The sequence below is a fragment of the uncultured Paracoccus sp. genome, assembly GCF_937873615.1.
In the GTDB taxonomy this organism is placed as follows: domain Bacteria; phylum Pseudomonadota; class Alphaproteobacteria; order Rhodobacterales; family Rhodobacteraceae; genus Paracoccus.
On sequence record NZ_CALMYP010000029.1, the window covers coordinates 1 to 13,206 of the forward strand.

Below are 13,206 nucleotides of genomic sequence, written 5' to 3' on the forward strand. Positions count from 1 at the left end.
CTTTCGAAGAAGCATGGACCGGATCGCTCATACACAGAAGATCTGACACTCTCGGCACGAAGGTCATCACGACCAACCCGGATGCGGCCCAACCCTGCCCGGACGACAAGGTGAACCGGGCTTTCGTGGCCGCCATGCCGAACCAGCTCTGGGTCAGCGATTTCACCTATGTCTCCAGTTGGCAGGGCATGGTTTACGTTGCTTTCGTCATCGACGTCTTCGCCCGCAAGATTGTCGGCTGGCGCGTCTCGACTTCGATGACCACCGGCTTCGTGCTGGATGCCCTGAACCAGGCCATCTGCCAGCGGGCGCCCTCGGAGGCTGACAAGCTGATCCATCACAGCGACCGCGGCAGCCAATACCTGTCGATTCGATACACCGAACGGCTCGCCGAGGCAGGCATCGACACCTCGGTGGGCAGCGTCGGAGATTCCTATGAGTTCAAGCTGGTCCGCGCCAGCGGATCGAACGATCCGGGGGATCGTTCGAAGGCGCAGAACGCCCTGGCCGAAAGCAACATCGGTCTCTTCAAGACCGAGGTCATCAAGTTCCTCGGCCCTTGGAAATCCGTTGGTCAGGTCGAATGGGAAACCCTCAAATGGGTCGACTGGTATAACAAGACGCGCCTGCACAGCGCCATCAGATACATCACACCGAACGAAGCAGAGAAGGCATTCTACGCAAACTTGAACGTTGATGAAAAAACAGCGTGATCATTGAACCAGAAACTCTCCGGCAAACCCGGGCCGGTTCATCCTGTCGCTGGCCCAGGGCGACTGGATCAGATCACGCGAGCAGATCATCCTCACCGGCCAGACCGGTACCGGAAAGACCTGGCTCGCCTGCGCCTTCGCCCACCAGGCCGCCCGCTTCGATCATTCCGTCTCCTATATCCGTATGCCCCGCCTCTTCGAGGATATGGCCATGGCCCGTCTCGATGGCCGCTTCCCTCGCCTCGTCGACAAGCTCGCGCGGGTCCAACTGCTGGTGCTGGACGACTGGGGAACCCATGGCCTGACGGACCAGCAACGCCTCGACCTGCTGGAACTCTTCGAGGAGCGCTACCAGCGCCGCTCCACCATCATCACCGCCCAACTCCCCGTCTCGGGCCGGCACGACATGATCGGCGAACCCACCATCGCCGACGCCATCCTCGACCGGATCGTCCACAACGCACACCGCATCGAACTCAAGGGAGACAGCATGCGCAGAAAGGATCGAACACAGAACTTGACCCCGGCCGAAAACGCCGAAACCATAGAGGCCTGAACATCTTCGCAGGCAGATGACCAGCCGTGCCCGATCCGTCCGGGAATTACTGAAACGGCTGTCCGGGATTTAGCGTAATCCCTGTCCGGTATTTCCGAAATCCGCATCAGGGCAGTCGCACCGCTCGGCGGCTATCTCGACCGCGCTTCCGACGCACCCCCGGGAACGACCGTAATATGGCGGGGGTTCTCCCGCCTCGCCGACCTCGGTGAAGGAGCCCGTCTCACAAAGCCCCAGCGGACACTTGTGGGTAACTGCAAGTCAGACCGGACGGTTACCATCAACACCGGTCACCAAAAACTGCAATGGCAGGCATAGACAGGCGGTCGGAGGTATTGGCGGGTAAGGGAGCTACGGATGGATTGGCCGGGGCCGTGCGGCCTCGTCGAGCGCGACAAAAACGAAGGTGGCGCAGGTCACCTTCTCGCATGTCTCCTGCTCGCGCCCACGACGCCAGGCGGTGACATGGATATGCATCGACGTGCGGCCCTGTTGTGTGAGTTCGGCGTAAAGTGATACTTCGTCGCCTACTTTGACCGGCCTGTGAAAGCGCATCCCGTCAACGGCAATGGTCGCCGCTCTTCCTCGCGCATTCAGGGCTGCAAGATTGCCGGCCGCGAGGTCCATCTGGCTCATCAACCAGCCACCGAAGATATCACCGGCGGGATTGGTGTCCGCCGGCATGGCTATCGTTCGGATCACCGGCTGCGCGGTGGGTGGTAGTTCGACCTGCTCCATCAGACGACAAACCCGCAGGCGGAAGCAGCTGTACGCGTGTCCATGTTTCGTCCACGGTTGAGATGGTCATCGATCTCGGCGGCGGAACCGATCATCCGTCCGTAAAGGAATACGGTAAAGGCCGCCGTTTCCAGATCGCGATCGGAAAGCTGCCCCGAACGATAGTCGTCCCACAGAAGCGCCAAGATCATCGCGGCGATCACCGCATCGACATTGACGCAAAAGACATAGGGCGTGGCACCGACTTCGTGCAATTGCTTCACCAACTCGCGGTAGAAGGCATGGAACACATTGTAATGGCCCCGGCTTTCCATGAACTCGCCGATGAAGACCTCACGCGGATCGTGGTTCACGGGCTTGCCCTTGAAGACAGGGTGATGAACGCCGGGCAGCGCGCGGACCTCGGTGCCCTGTTCCTTCGCTTGCCGCTTGTCTCGCTTGTATTGCAGCGCGAAATCGCGGGCCATGGCGGTCAGGTCGAGCCCGTGGTTCGGGTCCGTCGGATCGCTGAGGCCGCTGGCCTTGAACTGGTCCAGCAGGAAAGCCATGCCCTCGAAGCCGTTGCCGCCATGGCTGTAGCCGGTATGGGTCAGGAAGCCGACCATGGCCTTGTTGATCTGCACCCGCTCGGGCGTTTGCGGTCCGTCGGCGGCAACCGCGCCCTTGGCCCCCTGCGCCGAGATCGAGCCCGGCCCGTTCGAGATCAGGAGACCGACCAGCACCTGAAGCTGTTCCGCCTCGGCCGGTGTCGCGCGCTTGCCGGTCATCGCCAGATAGCACAGATCGGCCATGGTCCATTGCCCGAACCGCTCGTCGCGGGGGATGCCGCAAAGCGACCCGTGCTGGTGCTGCGCGCCAGGGATCGAGGCGCCAACCATCACCCCGTAAAGCCGCAGATACCAGGGCAGAGTCCGGGCGGTCAGCCGGGTGATCCGCTTGCGCATCAAGGGCGCCCAGGAAATCGTCAGCGCAATGGCGGCAAGGATCGCGTCGCGGTTCAGCCGCCCGCCAAGACCCATGAGGTATTTCAGGAAGGCCGATTTGCCGCCGCGCGCCTGAACCGCCGCCAGCATCGCCTCGGGGCGAGGATCGTCGGCCTCGTCCTCGGTCGCAAGGAACAGCGCGCGGCTGTCGTCGTCCATGGTGATGGCACTGGTGTCGAAGGCTTCGTCGCGACCGTCCTTCAGCCCCGAATGCGCGAAGAGCTCGATCAGGATATCGGTGCAGGCGAGCGCACGCTCGACCCGGCGCGGACCGACGATGGCCGCCGCCGCCGCCATCACGCTGTTGGGTGAATTGCCGGCCTCGCGCGCGGCATCGGCGGCGATCAGAATCGGATCGCCGACCAGATTGACCTCAGCGGCCACGGCGATATCCAGCATCGCGCGATCATTCGGACCGGCGATCTCATGCACCAGCGGCAGGGCGAAATTCGCCTCGAGCGGCTGCAACGCCAGATCCAGCACTGTGTGACCATGAACCGACGTGACCTGCGTCTTGGGGTCCATGACCGAGGCGCCGGACTTGTCCTTCATGGTCTGGCGCGCAACCACGGCGCCGATCTGCTGGTCCAGTGCCGCGATCTGATCTGCATAGGGCGCGGGCGCCGCAACCGGGGCCAGCGCCAGATTCGCCGGCAGATGCAGACCCTGATCGTTGGCGATCCAGGTTTTCAGCGACAGATCGCCGCGCGGGGCAAAATCGGGCGATGCGCCGTTCAGTTTCATTACCGCCGTCAGCGCGGCGGGAATATCGGCGATATTGGTGACGACGGCACCCTTTGCGCTGGCATGAGGCGTTTCGGGCGTGAAGATGCCCTCGGTGCCGAAGGCATCGATGAACCAGCCTTCCTTGTCCTCGGCCTTGTCGCCCGATCCGGCCATCGCGCCAGCATGGCCAACCGCGCGGGTCAGGCGCGACTTCCAGCGCCCGACGACGCAGGCGACGACCGGCTTCTGCCAGTCGATGTCATGTTCGTAATAGCCGCCCGGCTCGGCATAAAGCACCGCCGCCGCCGAGCGGTCGTCATTGTGGAAGCCATAGGCGAAATCGCGGGCGCCATAGTTGATATAGACATCCTTGCCGCTGGAGATCAGCGTCGTCGTCCCCCAGCCCTCGGTCGCCAGATATTGCGCGATGGTCGTCGTGAAACCGCCGGAGTTGGAAAAGATCGCGACCGAGCCCTTGATCAGCGATTCCTCGGGGTGATCGCCGCCAAGCGCGCCGCCGATCCTGACCCGGTTCCAGCTGTCGGCAACGCCAAGGCAATTGCCGCCGATGATGTCGATGCCGTTGGCCTGCGCCATCGCCCGGATCTCGCGCGCGTCGTGGATGGCGATCTTTTCGGTGATGATGACGATCTTTTCCAGATAGGGATTGACCCGGATCAGTTCCGCCACGCCATCGCGCACGCCCGAAGGCGGCAGGTAGATGACGCCGGTATTGAACGTATGGCCCGCATCCAGGCCTTCGCGCACATTGTTGAAGACCGGGATGTCACCTTCCGGGGTTCTCAGAACCTGCCCGGTCCGCCCCGGAGAGGTGCCGAACACCACATTGCCGCCGGAAAAGGCGTGGCTGGTCGGCGTCACCTGCCGGCTTTCGCCGCCCATGATGTTCAATACGCAGACCCGATCGGCGGGCGTGGCGATATCGGCCAGCGAACGGATGCCGAGATAATAGGGAAATTCCTTGATGCCTTGACGAAACATGTCCTGTCCTCCTGTCAGGCTGCGGGCCGGATGCCCATGGCATCGGCAATCTGCTGGCGTCCGCCGTCGCGCATCCAGCCGTCGACCTTGCGGGCATAGTTCACGACCTCGGAAATCGCGCTGTCGAAGCCGAAGAAGCGATATGGCACGCCAAGGCTGTCCAGCGTCTCGGCCAGATTGCCCATGCCGCGCACGAGGTTTGGCCCGCCGCGTCCGACGACGACGTAAAGCGGTGTCGGGCCGTGGGCCGCGAAATGCTCGCGCAGGGCGTCGCCCATGCCGCGGAAGGTCTCGTGGATATCGGTATTGTTCGACTTGCCGCCGATGATGAACAGCACGTTGGTCTGTTTCAGGAAATGCCGATAGCAGATCGCGGCGACGGATTTCATCTTCTCATAGGGCGGGTTGCCGCCGAAATCGGACGAGATGATGGCCGCATCGCCCAGCACTTCGGTCACGAGGCTGTTCGCGCCGCCGCCGAAGGTGGGTGCAAGGATGGTCCCGTTTTCATTGATGACAAAGACATCCGACTGGCCCTGATGGGTGCGCAGCTGGTTCACCTCCTGCTCGAAGGATGAGATGTCCGAGGCGAACAGATGGTTCGGCAGGCCCAGGCGGCTGACGCGCGGATCGTCGCGATCGAAGCCGCATTTGAAATCGCAGGCGACCGGGGTCAGCCGCCCGCCCTTGTCCACGCGCATGCGGATCGGGTTCAACTCCAGCGTGGTCATGCCGTAATGGTGCATCAGCTCCCACAGTTTCGGCAGGTGCTGGACCAGTGGTGATATGATTTCGCGCGGGGCGCCGATATCGCTCAGCGCATTGGCGACGACAAAGGCCTTCAGCCCGGTCAGCGCCTCGAAGGGCACGGTGGCGACCTCGGACTTGTCCAACTCCTCGATATCGACGCCGCCGTGATGGGTCAGCGTCATGGTGGGCGCGCGAAAGCGGGTGTCATCGGTGATCGAGAAATAGACCTCGTGCTCGGCCGGAACGCCGGCCTCGAAGGTCACGCCATTGGCCTTGGCATAGGCGTTGCCGTGGCGGTGTTCCGCGAAATACAACCGTTCCTTCTCGGCCAGCGCGGTCTTGAGGTCGCTTGCCTTGCCGATCAGGCCGGCCTTGCCCTTCTTGCCGACCCCGCCGCGAAACAGCGGCTTGATGAAGATCAGCCCATGCCGGTCGATCAGCGCCTGGATTTCGTCCTCGCTGGCATCGGGGCCGAGGATTTCAGAGGTCGGAAACCCGACATGGTCCAAAAGCTTGCTGCCATGCAGCATTCCGGTCAGTTGCATGTAGAAAGTTCTCCCCTGATGTTCGCGCTCGCGATCAATTCCCAAGGGCAGACTGCCGGACCAAGCTGTCCGCAGGCTGTCGAGCGGGGGATTTATGATCTGCCCGCAGTCTTGCGGGTCAGGATCAGGCGCGCCGGGCTGCCGCTGCAGGGCCGTAAACGGCGATGTCAGCGGCCAGCGGGATCAGGATTTCGACCGCCATGCCGTGCGCGCTGTCAAGGACGGTGGCCGAACCGCCATGCATTTCCGCGACCGTCCGAACAATCGACAACCCGAGGCCGCAGCCGCCCGATGTGTCATTGCTGAGCCGGAAGAACCGGTCGAAAACCCGGTCCTGGACATCTTCGGGAATGCCCGGTCCGGAATCGGTGACCCGAATCGCAACGTGATCCTCGTTGAACGCCAGGCTCAGTTCGACCTCGCCACCGTCCGGGCAGCCGTATCGCCGTGCATTGTCCAGCAGGTTCTCGATTGCTTCAGTCAGCATGACGGTATCGACCAGAACCGGCTGTGAAGGCCCGGTTGTGACGAAGGATACTGACACGCCGTTGCGCATCTCGCGTTCGGCGAAACGGCGCGCGATATCCTCCAGCGGCTCGCGAAGCTCGATGCTTCGCCATTTTTCGGGGCCTTCGCGTCCCCGGGCCTTTTCCATGGACAGAAGCTGCTGGGTCATCCGGCCCGTGCGCCGCGCGGTTTCGGCCAGTTCCGTGACACGGCTGCGCAATTCCGGCTCGGTCGGCGCGGTGGTGGCGGCCTCGGCCTGGGCCTGAATCGCGGCGATCGGGTTGCGCAACTGGTGGGCCGCGTCGGAGATGAAGGCATCGCGCAGGGCAAAGGCTTCAGACAGGCGCGCGAACAGGGAATTCATGGCGCCGACGAGGCTGCGCACTTCCTTGGGCACCGCCCGCCGGATCGGTCCGAGATCATCCTGAGAGCGCGCCGAGATCGCCTCGCGCAGTTTCAGCAGGGGCCTGAGGCCCCGATTGATCCCGAACCAGACAAGAAGTCCTGCCGATGAAATGACAACCGTCATCAGGATGATCGACTGTATCAGAAGCTCCATGCTGAGGGCGTCGCGCTGCTTGACTGTCTGCCAGACGTCAACGGTCACCCAGCCGCCGAATTGCGGTGCCGAGATGAACTCGCGCAGCGTCACGGCGCGGACCTGCTCGCCCAGGCTGACAGAATCGTAAAAGAACGGGATGCCAGGATCCGTTTCGCCTGATGCGGGATTGGCCGGCGCATCGGAATAGCCGGTCACGAAACGGCCGTCCGGCCCTTCAATGCGGTAATAGACCGGATCGCCAAGCGCATTGGTCAGAGAATCCAGCAATTGTTCGGTCAGCATGTCGCCTTCGCTCAGGATCACATCGCGCGATATCGTCAGCGCGACGACAAGCAGCGTATTGTCATAAAGCCGCTGAGATATCTTCTCGGCCATGACATAGCGCGCAGCACCCGCTAGGCAGGCGACAGCGATCAGCGGGAGAATGATCAGAACAAAAAGCCGACTGCGCAGTGACCAGCGGTTCATGGATTGCCGTCATCCAGCAGATATCCCAACCCGCGCGCAGTGCGGATCGAGACACCGGTGTCGGACAGCTTGCGCCGCAGCCGTGAAATCAGCAGCTCGACCGCGTTGCTCTCCATGTCAGATCCGACGCCATAAAGACTGTCGGCGATGCGCTCCTTCGAGACGATCCTGCCGTTGTGATCGGCAAGACATTCAAGCAGCGCCAGTTCTCGCCTGGGAAGGTCAATGGGACCGTTCGGGCCGGTCACCGTCCGTGCGATCCGGTCGATCACCAGGTTCCCGATTCGCTGAGACGCCGTCCGCATGTCGGACCGGCGCCTGCCGAGCGCCCTGATCCGCGCCAGAAGCTCGGCCATCTCGAAAGGTTTGACGAGATAGTCATCTGCGCCCGCGTCCAGCCCGCCGACCCTGTCATCCAGTTCGCCACGGGCGGTCAGCATGATGACCGGCGTCGTGTCTCCTCGCATCCGAAGGGCACGCACGACTTCGAAACCGCTGAGCCCCGGCAGGTTGATGTCGATTACGGCGATATCGCCGCCTTCCTGTGACAGGTGCTGGTCTGCCTCTGTTCCGTTCGCAAGCCAGTCGACGGCATACCCTTGGTCTCGCAGGGAATTCGCGATTCCCTGCGCCAGCCTTTCATTATCCTCGACAAGCACGATGCGCATCGTTCGTTCCGACAGGTTTTGGACAGGATGCGCGAATATCGTGCAGCATATCAAGCCGGCTGAATAAGAGGAAAAGCTGACGCCTGATAGCGGAGGGGCGAGAGCAGCCGATCATTGATCGCGCTGCGGGCATCGCTTAACCTCCGAAGGAGAGGACTGGGAGGATAACCATGACTGGACTGTTTACGACCACCCGCCGGGGCGCGATCGGGCTTGCGCTCGGCGCCGCCGCGGCCATCGGGCTCGGCACCCCCGCCGCAGCCGAGGTTTCATTCGAAGGCAAGACGATCGAATGGATCATTCCCTTCTCGCCCGGTGGCGGATCGGATACCTGGGCACGTTTCAACGCGCCCCTGTTGGGCAAGTATCTGCCCGGAAGCCCGACGGTTGTGGTCGTCAACGAGCCGGGTGGCGGTTCCACCAAGGGGGCCAACCTGTTCGCGGCGCGTGCCAAGCCCGACGGGCTGACCATCCTGGGCACCTCGGGATCGACGCAGTTTCCCTATCTTCTGGGCGATCCGCGTGTGCGCTATGACTATTCAGAATGGAAGGTTGCGATGGCGGCGCCGACCGGCGGCGTCGTCTATACCTCGCCCTCGACCGGCGTGACGGCACCGGAAGACATCGGCAAGCTGGCCGGTCAGAAACTGGTCTATGCCAGCCAGGGGGCAACCTCGCTGGATCTGGTGCCGCTTCTCGGGTTCAAGCTGATGGGCCTCGACGTGCAGCATGTGTTCGGTTTCAAGGGCCGCGGTGACGGCCGTCTGTCATTCGAGCGCGGCGAGACCAATATCGACTACCAGACCTCGTCGGCCTACATCAAGAATGTGCAGCCGCTGGTGGATAACGGAACTGCCGTTCCGCTGTTCAGCTGGGGCGCGCTGGATGAAAACGGCAACCTTGTCCGCGATCCGACCTTCCCTGACCTGCCGAGCTTCGCCGAAGCCTATGAGACGCTGACCGGCAAGGCACCCGAGGGGCCGGAATATGACGCATATTTCGCCTTCTTCACCGCCGGCTTCCCGGCGCAGAAAATGGTGTTCCTGCCCAAGGACACCCCGCAGGAGATCGTCGATGCCTATCAGGCCGCGTTCGAGGCGATGAAGGCTGACCCGGACTATCAGGCGAACAAGGAAGCCGTCCTCGGCACCTATGAGCAGGTAACGGGCAAGGCGGCCGACACGCTGTTCCAGCGCGGGACCATAATTTCGCCCGAGCTGCGCAAGCAGGTCGTCGATATGCTCGCCGCCGATTATGGCGTCAAGCTGGGCGACGACTGACTTTTCGGGGCTTGCTGCCCTGGCTCATCCCTGACCGTTGCGACCCGTCCGATGGCGGCGGGTCGCTCCCAAACTTCAAGAATTCAGACCTATGGACTCCTCGGGGCGTTCTGCGCCGGGGCCGGAGGATAAGGCTATGATGGACACACTTCTATCCGCGCTGGCCAACCTGCTGACACTGCAACACATGGCTTACATGCTGCTGGGTGTGTCGGTCGGGCTGGTTATCGGCGTGATCCCCGGGCTTGGCGGTATCGCCGGCCTATCCCTGCTGATGCCCTTCCTGTACGGAATGGACGAGGTTTCGGCGCTTGGAATGCTGATCGGCCTTGTCGCGGTGATACCGACATCAGACACGTTCTCATCGGTCCTGATGGGAATTCCCGGATCAAGCGCAAGTCAGGCCACGGTGCTGGATGGCTTCCCGATGGCCAAAAAAGGCCAGGCCGCGCGTGCGCTTTCCGCGGCGTTCGTGTCATCCCTTTTCGGCGGCATTGTCGGTGCGGTGATCCTGACCGGGTTCGTGCTGATCGCGCGACCGCTGATCCTGATGTTCGGTTCGGCCGAGTTGTTCATGCTGGCGCTGTTCGGCCTTTCGATGGTCGCAGTACTTGCCGGACGCAGCCTGCCCAAGGGCCTTGCGGCATGTGCGGTCGGGCTGCTGATCGGGTCGATCGGCGGGGCGCCTGCTACCGGCGAATTCCGGATGATCTTCGGCACCGAGTATCTTTACGATGGCATCCCGCTGGTGATCATCGGCCTGGGCCTGTTTGCCGTCCCCGAAATCTCGGATCTTCTGCGCAAGAACAGCACCATTGCCGAGGGCAATTCTCTGGGATCTGGCTGGCTGCTGGGTATCCGTGACTGGTGGAACAACCTTTTCCTGTCCATCCGCTGTTCCAGCCTGGGCTGTATGATCGGCGCCATTCCGGGCCTCGGTGGTTCGGTCGTGGACTGGATTTCCTATGGCCACGCCGTTCAGACCGCGAAGGATACATCGCAATTCGGCAAGGGCGATCCGCGCGGCATCGTCGCGCCTGAAAGCTCGAACAACGCCATGCAGGGCGGTGCGCTTCTGCCGACGATGTTGTTCGGTATTCCCGGCTCTGGTTCGATGGCGGTCTTCCTGGGTGGCATGGTGCTGATTGGCATCGAGCCCGGCCCCTCGATGGTCGGCCCAGATCTGGACATCACCTATTCGATCATCTGGTCGCTGGCGCTGGCAAACATCATGGGCGCGGGCATCTGCATGGGGCTTGCGCGCCCGATCTCGGGGCTGACCGCCATTCCCTTCCCCTATCTTGCGCCCTTCATGATCGCGCTGATCTGCTTTGCCGCCTTCCAGGCAACGCGTGACCTGTCTGATCTGGTCGCACTGCTGGTCATCGGTATGGTCGGCATCCTGATGAAGCGTTTCGGATGGCCCCGTCCGGCCCTGCTGATCGGTTACGTCCTTGCCCCGCAGGCCGAGACCTTCTTCTATCAGGCGCTGCAATTCGACGGCTGGGGATTCGTGATCCGTCCGGGCGTTCTGATCATCGGCGCGATGACGCTGGTCTCGGTCTATTTCGGGCTGAAGAACCGCGTCGACGATACCGGACCGACGGGTGAGGCCGTCGTAACCTCACATGCCAGCCGCAACATCCAGATCGGCTTTGCCGTCGCGATGATGGCCTTCTTCGGCCTGGCGCTCTGGGATGCGACATCGCATTCGTTCCTCGGGGCGGTCTTCCCGATTGGCGTGACCGTTGTCGGGGTCGTGTTCGGAGGGATCCTGCTGTTGCACCTGATGCGCGGCCACAAGGATCATCCCGCCTTCTTCGATTACGAAATCGTGGGCGATCATGTCGGCAACGAAGGCAATGGCTGGTTCTGGAGTGGGCCCGCCTGGATCGCCGGACTTGTCGTGACGACGGCGCTCGTGGGCTTCTATATCGCGATGATCGGGTTCTTCCTGACCTTTCTCAGGCTTCGGGCCAATGCATCCTGGCCGCGCACGCTGCTGCTGACCGCTTGTGCAGCAGGGTTCATCCTGGGTCTGGCCTATATGCTGAACCTGAACTTCCCGTCGGGCTGGCTGCAAAGCGCCTATGACCTGCCCTGGCCGTTCCGTTGAGGATGCATCAGATGCAGCAAACGCCCATCCCTTACCTGTTCCTGCGCGGCGGTACGTCGCGCGGGCCCTATTTCAACCGTTCGGATCTTCCCGAGGACCGCGAGACGCTGGCAGAGGTTCTGTTGGCCGTCGTCGGGTCGGGTCATCCGCTCAATATCGACGGGATCGGCGGCGGGGCCGCCGTGACCACCAAGGTTGCAATGCTGTCGCGTTCGAACGATCCGTATGCGGATGTGGATTACTTCTTCGCCCAGGTCTCGGTCGAGGATCGCACCGTCGATTTCAAGCCGACCTGCGGCAACATCCTCTCTGGCGTCGGTCCCGCCGCGCTGGAGATGGGACTTGTCGCGCCGACTGGCGACAGGACATCGGTTCGTGTGCTTTCCGTCAATACCGGCGCGCGGGTCGAGGCGGTGGTGGAAACGCCCGGCGGCAAGGTCCGCTATGATGGGACCGCCGCGATCGACGGCGTGCCGGGCACCGCAGCGCCGATCTATCTGAACTTCATGGATGTCGTCGGCTCCAGCACCGGGGCGCTGCTGCCGACCGGTGCCGCACGCGATGTCATCGACGGGATCGAGGTCACCTGCATGGACGTGGCCATGCCGATGGCCATCGCCCGGGCCGCGGATTTCGGCCTGACCGGCCACGAGACCGTTGCCGAACTGGACGCGAACCGCGCCTTCTATGCGCGGATGGAGCCGATCCGGATCGAGGCCGGGAAACGCATGGGCATGGGCGACGTGTCCAATTCGGTGACGCCGAAATTCGGGCTGCTTGCCGAACCGCGCGCCGGCGGCACAATCGCCGCGCGCTATTTCATGCCGAAAAGCTGCCATCCGACGATGGCGGTGACAGGCTCGCAATGCCTCGCATCCTGCGTGTTGACGCCCGGCACCGTGGCCGAGGGGCTGTTCGTTCCGCCGCAGGGTCAGCCTGCACTGGTCGTCATCGAGCACCCTTCGGGCACGATCGAGGTGACGGTCGACTATCAGACAGGCGCGGACGGGTTCCGGCTTCGCTCGGCGGGGCTGCTGCGCACCGCGAGGCTGCTCGCGGGGGGCGTGGTCTATGTTCCCGGCGCCGTCTGGCGCGGCAAACACGGCGCCTGAACCGATATCTTGCAAGAGCAGGAGTTTGCACGTCATGGCCGACCTCAAGGTGGTTCGCGACCATATCCGGCATGCGCAGGCCGAACTGGAGCAGGCGCGGCGCCTGCTCAGCGGGGATATCATCAAGCACCCGACATCGACCGGGAAATGCGACGTTGACCATACGCAACTGGTCGATCTGCATCAGCAGGTTTCCGCAGCGCCGGCGACCTTGATGGCCGGCGCGCGAAGGTGAGGGTCCATATCCTCGACGACTGGTTCGACACGCTGCGCGGGCTGCCGTCCTTTTCGCGACTTGCCGCACACGATGTCACGATCTGGACCGATCACCTGACCGCGCCCGAAGCCCTGTCGAGGCGGTTGCAGGGGGCCGAAGCCCTGGTCCTGTTCCCTGGGCGGGCGGGGGTCACCGCCCGTCTTTTGGCGCGCCCGCCCCGTCTTCGCCCGATTTCTCAGCGCAGCGTCTATCCCCATGTCGAT

11 protein-coding genes and 1 pseudogene are annotated in these 13,206 nt (G+C 62.9%); 7 read left to right on the plus strand and 5 right to left on the minus strand.

Annotated elements, in window-relative coordinates:
- Both Q0330_RS08295 and Q0330_RS08300 read left to right on the plus strand, forming a co-directional pair.
- Positions 1 to 713, plus strand: a 713-nt coding sequence (locus Q0330_RS08295) for an IS3 family transposase (protein WP_299477175.1), incomplete at its 5' end; no start/stop codon positions are given.
- A gap of 85 nt (positions 714 to 798) precedes the next feature.
- Positions 799 to 1,269 carry an ATP-binding protein gene (locus Q0330_RS08300; protein WP_299477205.1) on the plus strand — a complete coding sequence of 157 codons (471 nt, stop codon included), beginning with the start codon at positions 799 to 801 and terminating at the stop codon, positions 1,267 to 1,269.
- 351 nt (positions 1,270 to 1,620) lie between these two features.
- On the opposite strand, the gene Q0330_RS08305 is transcribed toward Q0330_RS08300, so the two are convergent.
- The 5 genes from Q0330_RS08305 to Q0330_RS08325 form a co-directional block, all read right to left on the minus strand.
- A complete protein-coding gene (locus Q0330_RS08305; protein WP_299477178.1) occupies positions 1,621 to 2,007 on the minus strand; it encodes an acyl-CoA thioesterase in 387 nt (128 codons plus the stop codon).
- On the minus strand, positions 2,007 to 4,718 hold the full coding sequence (locus Q0330_RS08310) for a hypothetical protein (protein WP_299477181.1): 2,712 nt from the start codon (positions 4,716 to 4,718) through the stop codon (positions 2,007 to 2,009). Before Q0330_RS08310 ends, Q0330_RS08305 begins: the two co-directional genes overlap by 1 nt.
- Positions 4,719 to 4,732: 14 nt before the next feature.
- Positions 4,733 to 6,013, minus strand: coding sequence for an ATP citrate lyase citrate-binding domain-containing protein (locus tag Q0330_RS08315; RefSeq protein WP_299477184.1), 1,281 nt, complete (start codon positions 6,011 to 6,013; stop codon positions 4,733 to 4,735).
- Positions 6,014 to 6,137: 124 nt separating this feature from the next.
- Positions 6,138 to 7,550 (minus strand): sensor histidine kinase, encoded by a 1,413-nt coding sequence (locus tag Q0330_RS08320; RefSeq protein WP_299477187.1) that lies wholly within the window; start codon positions 7,548 to 7,550, stop codon positions 6,138 to 6,140.
- Complete coding sequence (locus Q0330_RS08325; RefSeq protein ID WP_299477190.1) at positions 7,547 to 8,218, minus strand: response regulator transcription factor; 672 nt, start codon at positions 8,216 to 8,218, stop codon at positions 7,547 to 7,549. Before Q0330_RS08325 ends, Q0330_RS08320 begins: the two co-directional genes overlap by 4 nt.
- A 170-nt stretch (positions 8,219 to 8,388) precedes the next feature.
- Between Q0330_RS08325 and Q0330_RS08330 the strand changes: the two genes are divergently transcribed.
- The 5 genes and pseudogenes from Q0330_RS08330 to Q0330_RS08350 all read left to right on the plus strand — a co-directional run.
- Complete coding sequence (locus Q0330_RS08330) at positions 8,389 to 9,498, plus strand: tripartite tricarboxylate transporter substrate-binding protein (RefSeq protein WP_299477193.1); 1,110 nt, start codon at positions 8,389 to 8,391, stop codon at positions 9,496 to 9,498.
- Positions 9,499 to 9,634: 136 nt separating this feature from the next.
- Positions 9,635 to 11,614 carry a tripartite tricarboxylate transporter permease gene (locus Q0330_RS08335; RefSeq protein WP_299477196.1) on the plus strand — a complete coding sequence of 660 codons (1,980 nt, stop codon included), beginning with the start codon at positions 9,635 to 9,637 and terminating at the stop codon, positions 11,612 to 11,614.
- 11 nt (positions 11,615 to 11,625) lie between these two features.
- Positions 11,626 to 12,726 carry a 4-oxalomesaconate tautomerase gene (locus Q0330_RS08340; RefSeq protein WP_299477199.1) on the plus strand — a complete coding sequence of 367 codons (1,101 nt, stop codon included), beginning with the start codon at positions 11,626 to 11,628 and terminating at the stop codon, positions 12,724 to 12,726.
- A 34-nt stretch (positions 12,727 to 12,760) separates the two neighbouring features.
- Positions 12,761 to 12,961 (plus strand): hypothetical protein, encoded by a 201-nt coding sequence (locus tag Q0330_RS08345; protein WP_299477202.1) that lies wholly within the window; start codon positions 12,761 to 12,763, stop codon positions 12,959 to 12,961.
- Positions 12,958 to 13,206, plus strand: a pseudogene (locus tag Q0330_RS08350) (D-2-hydroxyacid dehydrogenase family protein); the annotation flags it as partial. The gene Q0330_RS08345 and the pseudogene Q0330_RS08350, both read left to right, overlap by 4 nt.